Annotated in this window: 16 protein-coding genes; 6 read left to right on the forward strand and 10 right to left on the reverse strand. The window is 62.0% G+C overall.

Annotation, left to right across the window (positions count from 1 at the left end; translation table 11 throughout):
* Positions 1 to 24: 24 nt before the first annotated feature.
* The 5 genes from AB0N72_RS02675 to AB0N72_RS02695 all read right to left on the reverse strand — a co-directional run bounded on the left by AB0N72_RS02675 (position 25) and on the right by AB0N72_RS02695 (position 5,767).
* Positions 25 to 693: a lysophospholipid acyltransferase family protein gene (locus AB0N72_RS02675; protein WP_363931928.1), complete on the reverse strand. Its 669-nt coding sequence runs from the start codon at positions 691 to 693 to the stop codon at positions 25 to 27.
* Positions 680 to 1,396, reverse strand: a complete 717-nt coding sequence (locus AB0N72_RS02680) for an HAD hydrolase-like protein (RefSeq protein WP_363931927.1) — start codon at positions 1,394 to 1,396, stop codon at positions 680 to 682. The genes AB0N72_RS02675 and AB0N72_RS02680 overlap by 14 nt, the downstream gene beginning before the upstream one ends.
* A gap of 69 nt (positions 1,397 to 1,465) precedes the next feature.
* Positions 1,466 to 4,393: an excinuclease ABC subunit UvrA gene (gene uvrA, locus AB0N72_RS02685; RefSeq protein WP_363931926.1), complete on the reverse strand. Its 2,928-nt coding sequence runs from the start codon at positions 4,391 to 4,393 to the stop codon at positions 1,466 to 1,468.
* Positions 4,394 to 4,458: 65 nt separating this feature from the next.
* Positions 4,459 to 4,839, reverse strand: coding sequence for a GntR family transcriptional regulator (locus tag AB0N72_RS02690; protein ID WP_363931925.1), 381 nt, complete (start codon positions 4,837 to 4,839; stop codon positions 4,459 to 4,461).
* A gap of 148 nt (positions 4,840 to 4,987) precedes the next feature.
* The gene (locus AB0N72_RS02695; protein WP_363931924.1) at positions 4,988 to 5,767 is read right to left on the reverse strand and encodes a trans-aconitate 2-methyltransferase; all 780 of its coding nucleotides are present in this window, start codon (positions 5,765 to 5,767) and stop codon (positions 4,988 to 4,990) included.
* Between the two features lie 69 nt (positions 5,768 to 5,836).
* Between AB0N72_RS02695 and AB0N72_RS02700 the strand changes: the two genes are divergently transcribed.
* The 4 genes from AB0N72_RS02700 to AB0N72_RS02715 all read left to right on the forward strand — a co-directional run bounded on the left by AB0N72_RS02700 (position 5,837) and on the right by AB0N72_RS02715 (position 11,630).
* The gene (locus tag AB0N72_RS02700; protein ID WP_363931922.1) at positions 5,837 to 8,371 is read left to right on the forward strand and encodes a DUF3516 domain-containing protein; all 2,535 of its coding nucleotides are present in this window, start codon (positions 5,837 to 5,839) and stop codon (positions 8,369 to 8,371) included.
* 11 nt (positions 8,372 to 8,382) lie between these two features.
* Positions 8,383 to 9,681, forward strand: a complete 1,299-nt coding sequence (locus tag AB0N72_RS02705; protein WP_363931920.1) for a CoA transferase — start codon at positions 8,383 to 8,385, stop codon at positions 9,679 to 9,681.
* A gap of 106 nt (positions 9,682 to 9,787) precedes the next feature.
* Entirely contained in the window at positions 9,788 to 10,300 is a 513-nt protein-coding gene (locus AB0N72_RS02710; RefSeq protein WP_363931918.1) for a GNAT family N-acetyltransferase, read from the forward strand.
* 19 nt (positions 10,301 to 10,319) lie between these two features.
* Positions 10,320 to 11,630: an alpha/beta fold hydrolase gene (locus AB0N72_RS02715; protein WP_363932096.1), complete on the forward strand. Its 1,311-nt coding sequence runs from the start codon at positions 10,320 to 10,322 to the stop codon at positions 11,628 to 11,630.
* Positions 11,631 to 11,644: 14 nt separating this feature from the next.
* Here the strand turns inward: AB0N72_RS02715 and AB0N72_RS02720 are convergent, their stop codons facing one another.
* From AB0N72_RS02720 to coaE, 4 genes are all read right to left on the reverse strand, one after another.
* Positions 11,645 to 12,973 carry an MFS transporter gene (locus tag AB0N72_RS02720; protein ID WP_363931916.1) on the reverse strand — a complete coding sequence of 443 codons (1,329 nt, stop codon included), beginning with the start codon at positions 12,971 to 12,973 and terminating at the stop codon, positions 11,645 to 11,647.
* A gap of 27 nt (positions 12,974 to 13,000) precedes the next feature.
* Positions 13,001 to 14,029 (reverse strand): TerC family protein, encoded by a 1,029-nt coding sequence (locus AB0N72_RS02725; RefSeq protein ID WP_363931914.1) that lies wholly within the window; start codon positions 14,027 to 14,029, stop codon positions 13,001 to 13,003.
* Between the two features lie 166 nt (positions 14,030 to 14,195).
* Positions 14,196 to 16,295 (reverse strand): excinuclease ABC subunit UvrB, encoded by a 2,100-nt coding sequence (uvrB, locus tag AB0N72_RS02730; RefSeq protein WP_363931912.1) that lies wholly within the window; start codon positions 16,293 to 16,295, stop codon positions 14,196 to 14,198.
* Between the two features lie 29 nt (positions 16,296 to 16,324).
* Positions 16,325 to 17,563 carry a dephospho-CoA kinase gene (gene coaE / locus AB0N72_RS02735; RefSeq protein ID WP_363931911.1) on the reverse strand — a complete coding sequence of 413 codons (1,239 nt, stop codon included), beginning with the start codon at positions 17,561 to 17,563 and terminating at the stop codon, positions 16,325 to 16,327.
* A gap of 22 nt (positions 17,564 to 17,585) precedes the next feature.
* Between coaE and AB0N72_RS02740 the strand changes: the two genes are divergently transcribed.
* Both AB0N72_RS02740 and AB0N72_RS02745 read left to right on the forward strand, forming a co-directional pair.
* Positions 17,586 to 18,272, forward strand: a complete 687-nt coding sequence (locus AB0N72_RS02740; RefSeq protein WP_363931909.1) for a YigZ family protein — start codon at positions 17,586 to 17,588, stop codon at positions 18,270 to 18,272.
* Positions 18,262 to 18,768, forward strand: coding sequence for a GNAT family N-acetyltransferase (locus AB0N72_RS02745; RefSeq protein WP_363931908.1), 507 nt, complete (start codon positions 18,262 to 18,264; stop codon positions 18,766 to 18,768). The genes AB0N72_RS02740 and AB0N72_RS02745 overlap by 11 nt, the downstream gene beginning before the upstream one ends.
* A gap of 97 nt (positions 18,769 to 18,865) precedes the next feature.
* Here the strand turns inward: AB0N72_RS02745 and rpsA are convergent, their stop codons facing one another.
* Positions 18,866 to 20,341, reverse strand: coding sequence for a 30S ribosomal protein S1 (gene rpsA, locus AB0N72_RS02750; protein ID WP_011774756.1), 1,476 nt, complete (start codon positions 20,339 to 20,341; stop codon positions 18,866 to 18,868).
* Positions 20,342 to 20,408: the final 67 nt, after the last annotated feature.

Raw genomic sequence — 20,408 nt, forward strand, 5'->3', positions numbered from 1 at the left:
CGCCAGGGCAGGGTGCGGTCCGGCCTAATCCACCGACTTGCTCTGGTTGTAGCTCGAGGAGCGTTCCTGCCCGCTGAGCAACGCAATGGCGTCCATGATCTTGTCGGTGACCTCCCGGCGCGCCGGCAAAGAATGGTCCGGTCCCGTCTTGTCGAAATACAACGGTTCTCCCACCTTCATGGTGAAGTGCTGGGGACGTACGGCGTTCTTGTCCGCAGGCTGCAGTTTTTCGGTGCCGATGAGGCCAACCGGAATTACCGGCGCTCCCGTGGTCAATGCCAGCCAACCGACGCCTGTCCGGCCACGGTAAAGGATCCCGTCCCGGGACCTCGTGCCCTCAGGGTAGATTCCGATGCCTTTCCCCGACTCGAGGATGTCCAGGAGGGTCTTGAGCGCCTGCACGCTGGCAGCTTGCTCACCGCGCTCCACGGGAATGGAACCAACGGCTTCAAAGAAGGACTTCATCACGGCACCTTTGACGCCCTTGGTAGTGAAGTACTCGGCTTTGGCGAAGAATGCAACCGGACGCGGCATCAGGGCCTGGACAATCACGCTGTCAAGAAAAGACAAATGATTGGGAGCAACAATGAATGGCCCGTCCTTGGGAACATTCTCCAGCCCGATGACCGTTGGCCGGCACGTAGACGAAATCAGTCCGCGGGTTGTCCACCGGATCGCATCAAAGACTGCCATCGTTTTGTACCTCGCTAAGGGCCGCCGCACGGACAGCGTCAAGTTCTTCAATTCGCGTACGCAGTTCAAGGGCAGTGCCTACCACCGTTACTGCGCCGGCTTCTTCCAGTTCACCATCGGGCGCGAAGCCCCAGCTGACGCCGATGCAGTCCAGCCCGTTGGCCATCGCACCGGCTACATCCTGGTGCCTGTCCCCTACCATGACCGCCGGCTGGGAATGAAGGTCAGCCAGCGCCGCACCCACTATTTCGACCTTGCCCGGCGCAGTGTTCGCCTGCACCGATTCGTCATCGGCAGCACCGCGGATCGAGACAAAGAAGTCTGCGATTCTGTGGTGGTTCAGGACGAGGCGGGCGATCGATTGGGGCTTTTGCGTTGCAACCGCCACCGGCCTGCCGCTTTCGGCAAAGTACTCCAGGAGATCGAAGATTCCCGGATACAGCTTGCTTTGTGCAATTCCGGTTTCCTTGTAGTGACGCCGATAGCGATCGATGGTTTCGTCCACCAATTCCCCAGGGACACCTGCCAAATGCAGCAAGGAATCGCTGAGCTTGGGACCCACCATGGAATTGAGGACAGCTTGCTCCGGAACGGGAAGGCCCATTTCCCGGAGGGCTGCGGAAATGCCTCCAGTGATACCGCCGGCAGGATCGACAAGGGTGCCGTCCAGATCGAATATTACGGGCACCTTTGTATGAGTCACCGGGTTAGTTTCTCACGAGTAGCGGCATGCCTGAAACTCGCATGCCGCTACCGGAATACTTCTAGTTCCCTAACCCAGAATTTCCGCGAGGAACGTCGCAGTGTGGCTCTCGGTGGATTTCGCCACTTGCTCGGGCGTTCCTGTTGCCACGATCCTTCCACCGCCGGAGCCACCATTCGGACCAAGGTCAACGATCCAGTCGGCTGACTTGATGACGTCCAGGTTGTGCTCGATGGTGATGACAGTGTTGCCTTTGTCCACCAGTCCTTGGAGGACCATGAGCAATTTCCTGATGTCCTCGAAGTGCAAGCCTGTAGTGGGCTCGTCCAAAACATAGATGCTGCGTCCATTGGAGCGCTTCTGGAGTTCTGCGGCCAGCTTCACGCGTTGCGCCTCACCACCGGAAAGGGTGGTGGCAGGCTGGCCCAGCCGGACATAGCCAAGACCAACATCCACCAGGGTATTCAAATGCCGTGCGATCGGGGTGAAGGCTGCAAAGAACTCCGCACCCTCTTCGATGGGCATGTTGAGGACATCCGCGATGGTCTTGCCCTTGTAGTGGACCTCCAGGGTCTCGCGGTTGTAGCGCGCGCCATGGCAGACCTCGCAAGGGACGTAGACATCAGGCAGGAAGTTCATTTCGATCTTCAACGTGCCATCGCCCGAGCACGCTTCGCAGCGGCCGCCCTTGACGTTGAACGAGAACCGGCCGGGCTGGTAGCCACGGACCTTGGCCTCGGTGGTCTCAGCGAACAGCTTCCGGATGTTGTCGAACACCCCCGTGTACGTTGCGGGGTTGGAGCGGGGCGTACGACCGATGGGGCTTTGATCGACGTGCACCACTTTGTCCAAGTGCTCAAGGCCAGCCACGGAGCGGTGGCGTCCCGCTACCTGCTTGGCGCCATTGAGCTTGTTGGCGAGGACCTTGTACAGGATTTCGTTGACCAGGGTGGACTTGCCCGAGCCGCTGACACCCGTCACGGCCGTGAAGAGCCCCAGCGGGAAAGTGGCGTCCACGTTGTTGAGGTTGTTCTCCCTGGCGCCGACAACCTTGAGCTCCCGCTTTTTGTCGTACTTGCGGCGCTTGGCAGGAATATCGATCTTCCTGCGACCTGCCAGGTAGTCCCCGGTAAGGGACTGCGTGTTTTCGAGGAGCTCCTTGTAGGTGCCCGAGTGCACCACCTGGCCGCCGTGCTCACCGGCGCCGGGTCCGATGTCTACAACCCAGTCGGCCTCGTGGATGGTGTCTTCGTCGTGCTCGACCACAATGAGCGTGTTGCCCAGGTCCCGAAGCCGGGTGAGCGTCTCAATGAGGCGCCGGTTATCGCGCTGGTGCAGCCCAATGGAGGGCTCATCGAGGACGTAGAGGACTCCCACCAGACCGGATCCGATCTGCGTTGCGAGACGGATGCGCTGGGCCTCGCCGCCGGAGAGAGTTCCGGAAGGACGCTCGAGGTTGAGGTACTCCAAGCCGACGTCCAGCAGGAACGTCAGGCGCGCCTGGATCTCCTTCAACACCTGGTTGGCGATCTGGGCTTCCCTGTTGGTCAGCGTCAGGCTTCCCAGGAACTCCGCGCACTCCCGCATCGGGAGCGCCGCTACTTCGGCGATCGACTTTCCATTGATCAGCACGGACAGCGACGCCGGATTCAAGCGCGCGCCGTTGCACTCCGGGCACGGGATCTGGCGCATGTATTCTTCGTACCGGTCACGGGCCCAATCCGAGTCCGTCTCTCCATGCTTTCGGTGCACGTACTGGATGGCACCCTCAAAGCCTGTGCTGTACTTGCGCTCACGTCCAAAGCGGTTCTTGTACTGGACAACAACCTTGTGGTCCTTGCCGTGCAGCACCGTGTTCCGGACGTCCTTGGGAAGTTTCTCCCACGGTGTCTTCATGGAGAAGCCAAGTTCGTGCGCGAGGCCCTCAAGGAGGCGGGTCCAGTACTCGGTGGTGGCTGTTCCCAGGGACCAGGGCGCGATCGCTCCTTCGCCCAGCGACAACTCGGGGTTGGGAACGATAAGTTCCTCATCCACTTCGAGCTTTGTTCCGATGCCGCTGCAGGCTGAGCAGGCACCGAAGGGGTTGTTGAACGAGAAGGAACGCGGCTCGATTTCATCAATGGCCAGCGGGTGTTCGTTCGGGCATGCCAGGTTTTCCGAGAAGGCCCGGATCCGGGCGGGGTCCTCGGCGTCGAGATCAACGAACTCCACCAGGACCCGGCCCTCAGCGAGTCCCAGGGCCGTCTCGACGGAATCGGTGAGCCGCTGGCTGATCTCGTCCTTCACAACCAAACGGTCGACGACGACCTCGATGGTGTGCTTGAACTGCTTGCCCAACTTCGGGGGATCGCTTAGCTGGACCAGCTCGCCGTCCACCCGGGCGCGGGAGTAGCCCTTGGCGGTCAGTTCCTTGAACAGGTCAACGAACTCACCCTTCCGGCCGCGGACTACTGGCGCGAGGACCTGGAACCGGGTACCGGCTTCAAGCTCAAGCAACTGGTCGACAATCTGCTGGGGCGTCTGCCGCGTGATGGGCTCGCCGCATACAGGGCAGTGTGGGCGGCCTACGCGGGCCCACAGCAACCGCATGTAGTCATAGATTTCAGTAATGGTGCCCACGGTGGAGCGCGGGTTCTTGCTGGTGGACTTCTGGTCGATGGACACCGCCGGTGACAGGCCTTCGATGAAGTCAACATCGGGCTTGTCCACTTGGCCAAGGAATTGGCGGGCATAGGCGGACAGCGATTCGACGTACCTGCGCTGGCCCTCGGCAAAGATGGTGTCGAATGCCAGGGAGGACTTACCGGACCCGGAGAGGCCGGTAAAGACGATCATGGCGTCGCGCGGGAGGTCGAGGTCCACGTTGCGCAGATTGTGTTCCCGGGCTCCCTTGACCACCAAGCGGGACAGGTCCGGCTTGGCTGGCTTGTTGTCAGGAACGACGGAAGCGCTGTTCAGGGATTCGATGGCTGTATCTTCAGCTAAGGCTTTGGGCACCCACCAATGCTAATCGAAAACTTCTTCGAATTTCCATGTCGTGCCTCACATGCTACCGATCGGTATCAATCGGCGTCGTAAGCAGCGGCGAAAAGCTGGACCGCTTCGGCAAATGAGGCACCTTGGGCCTTGGCTGCCGCAGCGTATTGGGCGGCCACTTCCGCTAGTGCCCCCCACCGGTCGTCCCGGGCACAGACCACAGTTCCGTTGCGGCCGTGCGTTGCGACGACTCCGGCGGCTTCGAGTTCCTTATAAGCACGGGCGACCGTGTGCGGTGCCACATCCAGTACGCCTGCCAGGTTCCGGACTGGTGGGAGTTTCGAACCCACCGCCAAGGCGCCCGAATCTGCGAGTTCAATGATGCGCAGCCGTAGTTGTTCGAAAAGCGCGACGGCACTGCCTGCATTGGGCCGCCAGCTGCCTGGAAACTCCCCTGCGGGTGTCACGATGAGCTCCTGGCCGGCGCGTGTGCCACCCTTGGCGGCCGATCTGGATTGCGTCCTTGGTCCATGCCGAGAATTAGACCAGCGCGGCCCTCGCTGAACAAGGCATCCGGGCGCAGGAAAGTCATCTGAACGGGAATGGGCACCCCGCTCACGCGTTCTTCCTCGCCACGGCGAAGATCCGTCGGAACGGATACACCGTTCCATGGTTCGTGGCCGGGTAGGCTTCACGGAGCATCGCTGCATATTCCTCTTCAAAGGCAGCGGCATCTGCTTCGGACAGGGCATCAAGCACCGGTCGAAGTCCCGTGCCACGTACCCACTCCAGAACCGCGTTTTCTCCCAGAAGTACCTGCTGGTAGGTGGTCTCCCACGCATCAGCCGAACATCCGGCGTCGAGCATGATGCCCAAGTAGTCAGCTGGTTCGCCCACCGCGCCTTCATGGCGCAGCACCCCGTCCAATTTGCCCCGCCATTGGGGGGAGGCAGCGAGTTCGCGCATCAGCGCATGGGAAGGCGAAGAGAAATTGCCCGGGACCTGCATCGCGAACCAGGCCCCCGGCTTCAGGTCCGTGAGCCAGTTGCCCAGCATCTCCTGGTGCCCGGGAACCCACTGGAGGGCGGCATTCGTGACCACAACGTCGATGTTTTTGTCAGGCCGCCACCCGGCGATGTCACCGGCTTTGAACTCAAGTCCGCTGAACTGCTGCGAAAAGGGGGCGGCCTTGGCGAGCATCTCGGCGGATGAATCGATGCCTTGGACATGGGCCGCAGGCCACCGCTCCGCCAAAGTTGCCGTCAGATTTCCCGGTCCGCAACCAAGATCCACAACGTGATCGGGCTCCGAGGCCTGGACCCTGGCGACGAGATCGTGGAACGGGCGGTCCCGATGGTTGCCGAACTCGGCATATTTGGACGGATTCCACTTCATATAAGTCTCCTCGAGCCGGGCACACTGCTGGGCTGAGCCTAAACCTTGGGGGCACTAAGCTGGAAACCAATGAAACTTCTTGAGCAGCTGCCCGGTTCCACCGCCACCGGTCCCTTGGACCCGGACGAAATCTATACCCGTTTTGTGGAGTGGACCGAGAGCCGCGGATTACAGCTGTACCCGGCCCAGGACGAAGCGATCATGGAGCTTGCGTCCGGCGGGAACGTCATCCTTGCCACTCCCACGGGTTCCGGCAAGTCGCTGGTTGCCATTGCAGCGCACTTCGAGGCCATGGCCCGTGGACAACGCAGCTACTACACCGCCCCCATCAAGGCCTTGGTGTCCGAGAAGTTCTTTGCCCTGTGCGAGATCTTCGGCGCGGAGAACGTGGGCATGATCACCGGCGACTCCGGCGTCAACCAGGATGCCTCCATTATTTGCTGCACCGCGGAGATCCTGGCCAACATTGCCCTCCGCGAAGGCTCCACGGCCGAACTCGGCTCCGTGGTCATGGACGAGTTCCACTTTTACTCCGACCCCCAGCGTGGCTGGGCGTGGCAGGTGCCGCTCCTGGAACTTCCCCAAGCCCAATTCCTCTTGATGTCGGCGACGTTGGGCGACGTCTCCCGTTTCGAAACCGGCCTCACGGAGCTGACCGGCCGGGCCACTACGACGGTCAGTTCCGCGGAGCGGCCGATCCCGCTTCACTACTACTACCACCTGACTCCGGTCCACGAGAGCTTGGAAGAGTTGCTCGCCACCAAACAGGTTCCGGTGTACGTGGTGCACTTCAGCCAGGCTGAAGCCATCGAGCGCGCCCAGAACCTCATGAGCATCAACATGTGCAGCAGGGACGAAAAGGACCGCATCGCCGAACTTATTGCCGGCTTCCGGTTCGCCGCCGGCTTCGGAAAAACCCTCAACCGGCTGGTCCGTCACGGCATAGGTGTCCACCACGCCGGCATGCTCCCGAAATACCGGCGACTGGTTGAGCAGCTCGCCCAGGCCGGGCTGCTCAAAGTCATCTGCGGCACGGACACCTTGGGTGTTGGGATCAACGTTCCCATCCGCACGGTCCTCCTGACAGCCTTGAGCAAATACGACGGCGTACGCACCAGGTCTCTTAACTCGCGTGAGTTCCACCAGATTGCCGGCCGTGCCGGACGCGCGGGATATGACACCGCCGGAACTGTGGTGGTGCAGGCACCCGATCACGTGGTGGAGAACACCAAGGCCATGGCGAAGGCAACAGCCAAGTTTGGTGACGACCAGAAGAAACTCCGCCAAGTAGTCAAAAAGAAGCCGCCTGAAGGATTCGTCTCCTGGGGCGAACCGACCTTCAAGAAGCTCGTCGAGTCGATTCCGGAGCCGCTGACATCGAGTTTCACCGTGACCCATGCGATGTTGCTCAACCTCATGGAGCGACCCGGAGACCCTTTCCAGGCCACGCGACGATTACTCAGTGAGAACCACGAGAGCCGGCCCGCCCAACTCCGGTTGATGAAGAAGGCCCTTGGGATCTATCGGGAGCTGCTTGCTGCCGGGGTGGTTGAACGCATTCCCGAGGAAGAACAGGAAGCAGAGGGACGGTCGGTCCGGCTGACGGTCCACCTCCAAGCAAACTTTGCCCTCAACCAACCACTGTCCCCTTTCGCACTTGCGGCTTTGGAACTGCTGGATCCGGACTCTCCTTCCTACGCCCTTGACGTTGTTTCCGTCATTGAGTCGACGTTGGAAAAGCCGCGACAGATTCTTTCCGCCCAGCAAAAGAAAGCCCGCGGGGAAGCTGTTGCCGCCATGAAAGCTGACGGCATCGAGTATGAGCAGCGAATGGCCATGCTGGATGAAGTCACTTATCCTATGCCGCTGGCAGGGATTCTCGGTGAGGCCTTCGAGGTCTACCGAAAGGCGGCCCCCTGGGTCGGCGACTTCGAACTGGCACCCAAATCAATCATCCGTGACATGTACGAGCGCGCCATGAACTTTGGCGAGTTTGTTCAGTTCTATGGCCTGGCACGTTCGGAAGGCATCGTCCTGCGGTACCTCGCGGACGGTTTTCGTGCGCTCCGGCAGACGGTCCCCCAGGACATGCTGCGCGAGGACCTTGAAGACCTCATCGCGTGGCTGGGAGAACTGGTCCGGCAGGTGGACTCCAGCCTGCTGGACGAGTGGGAAGAGCTGACCGCCGGGTTGGCTCCCACCCCGCATGACGCCCCTCCTCCCCCGCCACCACTATTGACCTCCAACATCCGGGCTTTCCGGGTGATGGTCCGCAACGAGATGTTCCGCAGGGTTGAACTTTTCGCCGACGAGGACTCTGCCGCCTTGGGTGAACTCGATGCCGATGCCGGCTGGGGCGCAGAGCGGTGGGAAGAAGTCCTGGACGACTACTTCGATGAACACGACGACATCGGAACCGGGCCGGACGCGCGTGGACCTGGCTTGCTGATCATTACGGAGGAGCCGGGTTTGTGGAAGGTCCGGCAGATCTTCGACGACCCCGCCGGCAACCACGACTGGGGCATTTCAGCCGAAGTGGACCTGGCAGCATCCGATGACAGCGGGACAGCCGTAGTCCGCGTGACTGACGTCAACAGGCTCTAGCCGCAGAAGCCATGGACACCGTCCCTGACCTGACCAGCAGCCTGTGCAGCCTGGAGGCGCTCAAGGCGTCGACCCCTGCGACGTCAACGGGATTGCGAAGATGGTGGAATGGTGCGCTGGATGTTGAGGGCCTGGCCTTGGGCTCGGTCCAGGCGGCAGCTACGGCCCTTGAAGCACTGACGGGATTCCCGGGCCGATATTCAGTGTCATCCGGGCCGGTCGCTGCCTCGTTCGACTCGCTGGGGCACCTGAGGATTGATGGCGCCAAACCCCAGGGTTTTGCTCCGGCCTCGGGCTTCCGGCGAACCTCCGACGGCTGGATCCGCCTGCACGCGAATTACCCACATCACGCGGCGCGGCTGATGCAAGCATTGGATGCCAAGGGGCCGGAAGAAGTGGCTCGCGCGCTTCTGGTGATGACGTCGCTGGAAGCCGAAGAGGCCATCAACGACCACCACGGGGTGGCAACAGCAGTTCGAAGCCGCATTGATTGGGTCGCGTCCCCCATGCAAAGCGGTCTTGGAAATGAGCCCTGGATCAGCTTTCAGTCCACAGCCGCCCAGGATATCCCCGATCTGGCCCCACGGTGGAACCCGTCCCGGGACCCGTGCCGGCCCCTCACAGGCCTGAGGGTCCTGGACCTGACCCGCGTCATCGCCGGCCCCACCGCGACCCGCCTTCTAGGGGCCCTCGGGGCGGACGTTCTACGGATAGACCCGCCGCATCTCCCGGAGTTGGAGGAGGCATTCGTCGATGGCGGCTTCGATAAACGCTCGGCCGTAGCCGATGTGCGAAATGCTGATGAATCGGCGGTTGTGCGGGGCTTGATCTCGACAGCCGACGTCGTTGTGACCGGTTACCGCGCCGGCAGTCTGGAGCGATTCGGATTGGGCGGTGAGGCTCTGTTGGCTGACAGGCCCGGGCTGGTGGTGGCAACGTTGTCGGCGTGGGGAAACGCCGGGCCGTGGAAGCAGCGTCGCGGTTTCGACAGCCTGGTTCAGGCGGCCTGCGGCATCGCCGAAGAATACGGGCGGGAGGACGACGGCGGGTGGACGCCTGGGGCGTTGCCGGTCCAGGACTTGACCACGCCACAGGCTACGGGCTCGCTGCCGGGATCCTGGGGCTGCTGGCAGAGAAGAGGAGGACGGGAGCCGGAGGGATGGCCCGGCTCTCCCTGCTGCGTACTGCTGAGGAACTGTTCAGGTTGCCGGTACCGCAGGCTTCTGCAAGCAACCAGGCTCTTCCCCAGCCCGACTACCTGGAGTCAGCAAGCCCATTCGGCAAGCTCCGTTTCGTGGGGCCTCCGTTGATGGTGGACGGTGTTCAACTGAGGTATCGACACCCGCCGGTGCGGTACGGATCGTCAACCTTGACGTGGCGCTAGCAAGCTGCCCTCCGCCTAGTAAGCTCGACTGCATGAGTGTAATCCGCCACGCCACTGTTGACGATGTCCCCTCGATCCTGCGTATGATCCACGATCTTGCGATCTACGAAAAGGAACCGGAAGCCGTCAAAAACACCCCGGAGAAGCTCACTGAAGTACTTTTCGGGGAAAACCCGCGGGTATACGCCACGATCGCGGAAAATGCTGCCGGAAAGGTGCAGGGATTCGCGCTGTGGTTCCTGAACTACTCCACCTGGGAAGGCGTCCACGGCATTTACCTCGAGGACTTGTACGTCGAACCTGACGCCCGCGGCGAGGGCCACGGGAAGGCACTCCTGCAGTACTTGGCCGCCACCGCCGTCGAACGTGGCTACGCTCGCGTGGAGTGGAGCGTCCTGAACTGGAACGAGCCTTCCATCAACTTCTACAAGAACCTTGGCGCGTTTCCCATGGAGGAATGGTCCACCTTCCGCCTTACCGGAGAGGCCCTGGAAGAGTTCGGCACAAAGGCCGGCACGGCACAGGAATCGTTTGCCCGTGGCTGAGACGCCCTCCTCCACGCCAATGCACACCATCCACGCCCGCCACGAATTCCGCGGGGTCCGCACGGCTGAGCACTACTTCACGGTGCCCTTGGTGCATTCGCCTGGAGACACCGCGGCCACGGACGAAACCATCACCGTCTTTGCCAGGGAATACTCATCCACGGCGCACACAGCAGAGGAAGCGTCAAGGCTCCCCTGGTTGTTGTTCCTGCAGGGCGGCCCTGGTGGCAGGGGAAACCGGGTAACGTCCCTGGCCGGATGGATGAAGGCAGCGGCACGGGATTTCCGTATCCTGATGCTCGACCAACGAGGCACGGGTCTTTCCACCCCCGTTGAACGGCAGTCGCTGGAGCTTCGTGGGGATGCAGTTGCGCAGGCTGAGTACCTGACGCACTTCCGTGCCGATTCCATTGTTGCCGATGCCGAATTGATCAGGGGACTCCTGGGGTCGGAGCCGTGGAGCGTGATGGGCCAAAGCTTCGGTGGGTTCTGCGCGTTGACTTACTTGTCCTTCGCGCCCGAAGGCCTGCGCGAGGTCCTCATCACCGGTGGCTTGGCGCCCCTTGAAGGCCCGGCCGACCGGGTTTACCAAGCTACCTTCAAGCGCGTAGCGGCCCGCAATGCGGAATACTTCAGGTGGTACCCGGAAGACCGGGAAAGGGTCACAAAGATCGTCCGGCACTTGGAGAAGACTCCAGAATTCCTTCCCAGTGGCGAGCGGTTGTCCCCGGAACGGTTCCAAATGGTGGGTTCTTTCCTGGGCGGCAACACCCGAGTGGATTCGCTCCATTACCTCCTGGAAGATGCTTTCATTGACACCCTTGACGGGGAGCGGCTCTCCGAAGCATTCCTTGAGCAAGTTCGCGGGCTCGTCAGCCGCGCCGCCAATCCGCTCTACGCCGTGCTGCACGAATCAATCTATGGCCAAGGTGAAGCAACCAACTGGGCTGCATGGCGTGTGCTTGAGGACTACCCGGAATTCGAGCCTGCCGCTGACGAGCCCTTGCTCACCGGGGAGATGGTGTACCCCTGGTACTTCGAACAGGATCCCTCACTGGCACCCCTTCGCGACGTTGCCGAACTTCTGGCTGCCCGAAAAGACTGGAAACCGCTGTACGACACCGCTGTTCTGGCCGCGAATACCGTTCCCGTTGCTGCAGCTGTCTACAAAGACGATATCTACGTGGACCACGGCCTGTCGCTCGAAACCGCCGCTGCAGTCCGCGGTCTCCAAGCGTGGGTCACGTCGGATTTCCACCACGACGGAATTGCAGAAGATGGTGAAGGTATCTTCAAACGGCTCTTCGGCATGGTCCGCGGCGCCCATTAGCCACCGGGTTCGCTTCAGCTGCTGCCTACGCTGGCCCGGCGCCGGAAAGCCATGACGAGTGTCATGGCAAGCACCGCCGCGGCCACAAAGCCCGACGCCATGTTGAGGCCCTGGTAGCCGATCCACGCAAGCAGCAGACCGGATGTCGCGCCGCCGAGTGCTCCAGCGGCACCCATCAAGGTGTCGGAGACCCCCTGCACGGTCACCCGTTCATCCGGGCTGACGCTCTCTGCCAGCATCGTCGAACCGGCGATGGTCGCGGCTGACCAGCCGAGCCCCAGGAGGATCAATCCGGCGGTGACCAGGGTGGGTTCATTCTGCCCGAAGCCTGCGATGAACACGGCCAGCAGCAAGAGGCCGTGCCCGATGGCAATGGTCTGCAGCCGCCCCGCCTTGTCCGTCAGCCACCCCCACAACGGGGACAACGCGAACATGCCGGCAATGTGAAGCGAAATGGTGAGTCCAATGATCACCAGAGCATCCGTACTGTCCGTGGTGCCCCCATGATGTCCCCCATGGGATCCACCCACCAGTTGCTGGAGGTGAAGCGGCGTCATGGACATGATGGCGACCATGACTCCGTGGGCGGCAACTACTGCGGCGAGTGCCAGAAACGCCTGCGGGGACGAACGAACGGCACGCAGGCCGGACAGTACCGTTCCCCTGATCGGGGGTCTCCCGGCGGCATCGGAAGCGTTCGCCGTGGACGCCAGGTGGCGTGCAAGCAGCAAGGGATCCGGCCTCAAGCCCAGGAACAGGAGGACGGAGGCCAAGAGAAGTCCGGCCGCGGAAAAGACAAAGGGACCGGCAATAGGCGGCAGTCCCAGTGCCTGGCCCACCAGCGCACCGGGCTGTATGAGGTTCGGCCCGGCAACCGCGCCAATCGTGATGGCCCAGACCACGGTGGACAGGGACCGGCCACGATGTTCAGGCTCGGCGAGGTCCACGGCCGCGAACCGCGCCTGGAGGTTCGCCGCCGTGCCCAGGCCCAGGAACGCTGCCCCCAGTATCAGGATAGGAAATGAGCGGGCCATCACGGCGACGATGAACAGCAGTGCTCCGATCATGGCGGCCACCAAACCAGTGACGAGACCCACCCTGCGGCCACGGGCTTCGGCCAACCGTGCCAAGGGAAGGGCGGCAATGGCGGCCGCCAACGTCAACACCGTTGTGATGGAACCTGCCCATGCCTCGGAGCCGGACAGTTCAACAGCCAGCAGGGAGCCAATGGAAAGCGTCGCGCCATTCCCGACACCGCTGAGGAGCTGGGACGCACTGAGCAGGAAAACACTACGGCGCTGAACCCGTTGTGGGTCCAGCGCCGTGGTTGGGGAGGTAGTCACTTCATGAGACTACAACTTTCGATGAAGTTACTCTGCCTCGCTGAGGCTCTTTCGCGCGTCTTCCTCGAGCCGGGCATCGAGCTTGGCCTGGCGGGCTGCCGGGCTGAGAAGGCTGGCCACGACCGCCACGATGATGGTTCCGACGATCACCGCAAGTGAGACATAGGTGGGGATCTCCGGGGCCCACTCGATGTGGTGGCCACCGTTGATGAAGGGCAGTTCGTTGACGTGCATTGCATGCAGGACAAGCTTGACCCCGATGAACGCCAAAATAACGGACAATGCGTGCTTCAGGTACACCAGGCGGGTCATGAGTCCACCCAACAGGAAGTAGAGCTGGCGAAGACCCATCAGGGCGAAGATGTTGGCCGTGAACACAATGAAGGCACTCTGGGTCAGGCCGAAGATCGCGGGAATGGAGTCCACAGCGAAGAGGAGGTCGGTCAGGCCGATGGTCACGAAGACGATCAGCATGGGGGTAAAGACCTTCTTGCCGCCAACAGTGGTCCGCAACTTGCCGCCGTCGAACTTTTCCGACATCGGAAGCACTTTGCGGAGGCGGGCAATCAAGGGGTTCTCGGCCCCTTCTTCTTCATCCTCACCGGAGTCCTTGGCTTGCTTCCATGCGGTCCACAGGAGGAAGGCGCCGAAGATGTAGAACACCCAACTGAACTGCTCGATCACCACGGCGCCGAGGGCAATGAAAATGCCGCGGAGCACCAAGGCGATGATGATGCCTACCATCAGCACTTCCTGCTGGTACTTACGGGGTACAGCGAAGCGGGCCATGATGATGATGAAGACAAACAGGTTGTCGATGCTGAGGCTGTATTCAGTGACCCAGCCGGCAATGAATTGGCTGCCGTACTCCGGGCCGGTGAAGTAGAACATGGCTCCGGCGAACACCATGGCCAAGGCCACGTAGAAGGCGACCCACAGGCCGGCTTCCTTCATTGAAGGTTCGTGGGGGCGCTTGACGACCAACAGCAGGTCGATAGCCAGGATAATTCCAAGGACGACGAACGAGCCGACCTCGAACCAGACAGGGAGCTCCATTAAAGGGCCTTTCGCAGGGTACGGGAAAACGGTGTAAGTCTCTCCGGCCGCCTGGAGCGTTTGATGCTCTGACATGGCGACCCGCTAGGCCCGGCGAGGCAACCATGCCTTGCGTGCTGACGAACCTAGCGCTTGGGATACTCCCCTACGTGCCTTAAACCATACCCTAGGCGTGACCGGCGGTCTGCATCTGGCGTAATTCCCGCTTCAACTCCTTGACTTCGTCACGGATCCTGGCTGCAACCTCGAACTGCAGTTCGGCAGCAGCTCCATGCATCTGTTCGGTGAGCTGTTCAATCAGGCCCACCAGGTCCTCTGCCGGAGCGGCGGCCAGGCCATCCTGCCTGACGGTCGCAGCGCCCTTCGCGGACGCCTTGCCGCGCTTGCCGCCCTTGGCCAGCCTGTTGTTGTTGAGCAGCTCCTGGGTATCGGCATCTTCCTTGGCCAATTGGTCGGTGATATCGGCGATCTTCTTGCGCAAGGGCTGCGGATCGATGCCGTGCTCGGTGTTGTACTTGACCTGGATGGCGCGGCGACGGTTGGTCTCATCGATGGCGTGCGCCATGGAGTCGGTGATGCGGTCGGCATACATGTGGACCTGGCCCGAAACGTTACGAGCGGCACGGCCGATGGTTTGGATCAGCGACGTGGAAGAACGCAGGAAGCCTTCTTTGTCTGCGTCGAGGATGCTCACCAAGGAGACCTCAGGCAGGTCCAGGCCTTCCCTAAGCAGGTTGATTCCGACCAGGACATCGAAGACACCCATGCGGAGCTCCCTGAGGAGCTCCACCCGCCTCAAGGTGTCAACGTCCGAGTGCAGGTATTCAACCTTGATCCCGTGGCCCACCAGGTAATCCGTGAGGTCTTCGGCCATACGCTTGGTCAGCGTGGTCACAAGAACGCGCTCGTTCTTCTCCGTCCGGATCCTGATCTCCCCCAGGAGGTCATCGATCTGGCCCTTGGTGGGCTTGACCACGACCTCGGGATCGATGAGGCCCGTGGGACGGATGATCTGCTGGACGTAGCCATCGGCTTTGCCGAGCTCGTACTTTCCGGGCGTGGCAGAAAGGTAGACCGTCTGGCCGATGCGCTCCAGGAATTCGTCCCATTTCAGCGGCCGGTTGTCCATGGCGGAAGGCAGGCGGAAGCCGAAGTCCACCAGGTTCCGCTTGCGCGACATGTCCCCTTCGTACATGGCGCCAATCTGCGGAATCGTGACATGCGATTCATCGACCACCAGCAGGAAATCGTCCGGGAAGTAATCAAGAAGGCAGTGCGGTGCGGTGCCGGGATCACGGCCGTCGATGTGCACGGAGTAGTTCTCGATGCCGTTGCAGAATCCCATCTGCTGCATCATTTCGAGGTCATACGTGGTGCGCATGCGGAGCCGCTGGGCTTCCACCAGCTTGTTTTGCGCTTCAAGGACCTTCAAGCGGTCTGCGAGCTCATCTTCGATCCGCTTGATGGCCCGGGCCATGCGTTCGGGTCCGGCCACATAGTGCGACGCCGGGAAGACATACATCTCTTCCTCGTCCCGGATGACCTCGCCCGTCAGCGGATGGAGGGTTTGGATGTTCTCGATCTCATCACCGAAGAACTCGATCCTGATGGCGAGTTCCTCGTACATGGGGATGATCTCCACGGTGTCGCCCCGGACACGGAACGTTCCGCGGTGGAAGTCCATGTCGTTGCGGGCGTACTGCATGGAGACAAACTTCCGCAGCAGATGGTCACGGTTCATTTCCGCACCCTTGCGGAGGGTTACCATGCCGGCAATGTATTCTTCCGGGGTGCCCAGGCCGTAAATGCAGGACACGGTCGCCACCACGATGACATCGCGACGGGTCAGCAAGGCGTTGGTGGCGGAGTGGCGCAGGCGCTCGACTTCCTCGTTGATGGACGAGTCCTTCTCGATGAAGGTGTCCGTTTGCGCAACGTAGGCCTCGGGCTGGTAGTAGTCGTAGTACGAAACGAAATACTCCACGGCGTTGTTCGGCAGGAGCTCGCGGAATTCGTTGGCCAGCTGCGCGGCGAGCGTCTTGTTCTGGACCATCACCAGCGTGGGCCGCTGGACCTGTTCGATAAGCCAGGCCGTGGTAGCGCTTTTGCCCGTACCTGTGGCGCCGAGGAGGACTACGTCCTTCTCACCGTTATTGATGCGTTCTGTCAGTTCGGCAATGGCGGTCGGCTGGTCGCCGGCAGGCTTGTAGTCACTGACAACTTCAAAGGGCGCAACGACACGGTTGATTTCCTGGGCAAGGCTCATACATCAAATCTACCCCCGCCCCCGGACAGCTACTGTCCGCGTTTGCGTTCAGCGGAAGATGAGTACGACGGCGGCGTCCAGCCAGCGCGCTCGGCCCACTCCTCCATCATCGGCCACGCTACCTCGGTGAACCAGGGCTCCTTGGCCTCCGCGTACGCCGCGGCGCCCTTGTCGGCGGCATGCAAAGCTGCCAAGTGACGCTTATGGGCCTCGTACAGAGCCCGGGCGGAGGGTTCTGCCCTGAGCCAGTCGCGGAATAACAGCGCGTAGTACCAGCCAGGTGATCCTGCCACCCGGACGTGCAGGTTCACGGCCCGTCCGGGGTCGGCGTTGGCATGGAAACGCTTCTGCCAGTCCTCCGGATCCGGGTGGGACGGCTTGGAGGTGTCGCCCCGGACGTGTGGCACGGCGGGAAAGCCAGCCGCGCCGAGCAGCGGCGAGATTCGGTCGGCCGTTTCCAGGTCGGCCACGGCAAGCTGGAGGTCCAGCACGTCTTTCGCTGCCAGGCCCGGCACGGATGTGGATCCGATGTGGTCCACCGCCAGGATCAAGTCCGGAGCGGCCACTGTGATGCGGGCTGCCAGCCGGGCAGCTTGGCGGACCCAATCGCCATTGGGCCCCGCCATGGCGGGAGCGTCGGTCCGCGCGGCCCGGACGCCTCGCTTCAGGTTGTCCGCGAAAGGCACCAGTCGCTGCTCCCACAACACATCAACAGCGGAAAGCAGATCCTGCCGGCTACCTGAGTTATCCAGGATGATGTCGGCGGCGGCGTTTCGTTCTGCCCTGGCAGCCTGGGCTGCCATGCGCGAACGCGCGTCCTCCGGCGTCATTCCCCGAAGCCCGACCATCCGTTGGAGGCGAAGGTCATCGGGGGCATCCACCACCAATACCAGGTGAAAGTTGCTGCCCTGCCCTGTTTCCACCAGGAGCGGGATGTCCTGAACCACGATGTCGCCTGGGCCGGCGCTTTCCATGATGGCCGCCGCAGCTCGGCGGACGAGGGGGTGCACGATGCCGTTCAGGACTTCGCGCTGCCCCGGGTCGCGAAACACGATTGAGCCCAGCTTGGGGCGGTCCAGCCTGCCGTCGGGGTCAAGGATGCCAGGGCCGAATGCTTCAACAACCTGTTCCAGGCCAGGCGTTCCCGGTTCCACCACCTGGCGCGCGATGAGGTCTGCGTCGATGAGGAGGGCGCCCAGTTCCTGCAACCGTGATGACACCAGTGATTTACCTGAGGCGATGCCGCCCGTCAGCCCAATTTTCAGCACTCCTCAACACTAGACTGAAGCGGTGGAAGTTGAGGAAGAAAGCCGTGCGACCCACTACACGACGCTTGCGGCAGGTCCGGATTTCCGCCACGAACTCGAAATCCGCCGGTCACGTTTCATCACTGTCCTCCGCCGCTCGCCGGACGAAGACACTGCACGCTCCCTGGTGGCCGCGTTGCGACGCGAGTTCCATGATGCACGGCACCACTGTTCGGCTTTCCTTGTGGGTCCGGACAGGATGATTCAACGTTCCAGTGACGACGGCGAACCGTCGGGCACGGCGGGTATCCCCATGATGGAGGCACTCCTCAAGCGTGAGACCGCACCCGGGGTGACGGACCTTAGCGACGTAAGCGTCGTCGTCGTGCGATATTTCGGCGGAATCCTCCTGGGCGCGGGCGGGCTGGTCCGCGCCTACTCCGAATCGGTATCAGCAGCTTTGGAGCTGGCGCCACTGGTGCAGCGCCGTCGGCTGCGGCTTTGTGATTTCGACGTGCCGCACGCGGACGCCGGGCGGTTGGAGAACGAGCTGCGTGGCTCCGGCTTTGTTATGTCGAACACCAGCTATGAAGCCAAGCACACGGTCCTTCGGATAGCGCTGCCGGACAACAGCCACGCCATCGCGGACGCCCAAGCCCGCGTAGCTGCCCTCACTTCAGGCACCGGCAAGCTGATTCCCCAGGGAACGGAGTGGATCGATGTGCCCTGAAGCAACCGGGGAACTCTTTGTGGCACTGGCCGACGTTGACGAAAGCGTTCTCGAAGAATTGCTTGCCGTGGCCTTGGTGCAGGCCAGCGCCGATGAGGTCACTCCGCCCCTGGGCTCGACGCCGTCCTGGAACCCTGAGCGAATCGCCTGGTTCCGCGCCTATCACCGCGCGGCTGCAGCCGGACTTGACGGGCCGGCGCGTGAGAAGACCTGGGCAGTGGTTGCGGGCGGAACGGTGATGGGCTCCGTGCGGTTGAAGTCGTTCGGGTCTGACGCCGCAGAAACCGGCATCTGGCTGGCCACTCGCTTCCGCAGCCAGGGGGTGGGGCGGTTGGCCCTCCAACTCGTGGCAGACGAAGCGCGTGCTCGTGGCTTCGCCGTCCTTGAAGCCTGCACCGCGCCAGGAAACAAGGCTGCACAAGCCCTGCTGTCTTCCCTCGGTGCCGAACTCATATTCGAAGGGACTTTGGTTAAGGCACAGCTGCTGCTCCGTTAGCCGGGGCTTCGTTCCACATGATTAAACCAGAAGGACCCCTGCCCGGAGGCAGGGGTCCTTCTTTGGCTATTCAGCACATCCCGTGAGGGAGGCGGAATTAGTTGCCGGTCAGCTTCTCGCGCAGTGCGGCGAGTGCTTCGTCGGATGCCAGGGTACCAGCGTTGGACTCAGCAGCAGCCGGCTCCGAGGAGTAGCTGGTGGTGCCGGAATCGCTCTCGCCGGACGTTGCAGCTGCAGCGTCGTCGGCAGCGTGCTGGGCAACCTGCTTCTTGTGGGCTTCCCAACGGGTCTGGGCGTCAGCGTACTGCTGCTCCCAAGCGGCGCGCTGGGTCTCGTAGCCCTCGAGCCATTCGTTCGACTCGGGGTCGAAGCCCTCGGGGTACTTGTAGTTGCCCTCTTCGTCGTACTCAGCGGCCATGCCGTACAGAGCGGGGTCGAACTCGGTGCTGTCAGCGTCAACGCCCTCGTTTGCCTGCTTGAGGGAGAGGGAGATGCGGCGACGCTCGAGGTCGATGTCGATGACCTTGACGAACAGTTCGTCGCCAACGGAGACAACCTGCTCGGCGAGCTCAACGTGGCGCACAGCCAGCTCGGAGATGTGGACGAGGCCTTCGATGCCGTCTTCGACGCGAACGAACGCACCGAACGGAACCAGCTTGGTGACCTTACCCGGAACAACCTGGCCCAGGGCGTGGGTGCGGGCGAAGGTCTGCCACGGGTCTTCCTGCGTAGCCTTGAGGGACAGGGAGACACGCTCGCGGTCCAGATCCACTTCGAGGACCTCGACGGTGACTTCCTGGCCAACTTCGACAACCTCGGACGGGTGGTCGATGTGCTTCCAGGACAGCTCGGAAACGTGAACGAGGCCGTCTACGCCGCCCAGGTCCACGAATGCACCGAAGTTGACGATGGAGGAGACAACGCCGGGACGAACCTGGCCCTTTTCCAGCTTGTTGAGGAACGTGGAGCGAACCTCGGACTGGGTCTGCTCGAGCCATGCACGGCGGGACAGGACAACGTTGTTGCGATTCTTGTCCAGCTCGATGATCTTGGCTTCGATCTGCTGACCGATGTACGGAGCGAGGTCGCGAACACGACGCATCTCGACGAGGGATGCGGGCAGGAAGCCGCGCAGGCCGATGTCCAGGATGAGGCCACCCTTGACAACCTCGATGACGGTACCGGTAACGACACCGTCTTCTTCCTTGACCTTCTCGATGTCGCCCCAGGCGCGCTCGTACTGAGCACGCTTCTTGGAGAGGATCAGACGGCCTTCTTTGTCTTCCTTGGTGAGAACCAAAGCTTCGACCTGATCGCCAACGGCGACGACGTCACCGGGATCAACATCGTGCTTGATGGAAAGCTCGCGGGAAGGGATGACACCTTCGGTCTTGTAACCGATGTCGAGCAGAACTTCGTCGCGGTCGACCTTGACGACGGTACCTTCGACGAGGTCTCCGTCGTTGAAGTACTTGATGGTGGCGTCGACAGCTGCGAGGAAGTCCTCAGCGGTACCGATGTCGTTAATGGCGACTACGGGGGTACCGGGCTTCTCGGTGGAGGTGATGGTCATGTAGTAGGGGCTCCGTTGTGGATAGTTAGTCGGTCAGGCAAACCGCTGCCGCCCGGGTCCGGACGGC

This window comes from Paenarthrobacter sp. NPDC089307 (genome assembly GCF_040685055.1).
GTDB lineage: Bacteria > Actinomycetota > Actinomycetes > Actinomycetales > Micrococcaceae > Arthrobacter.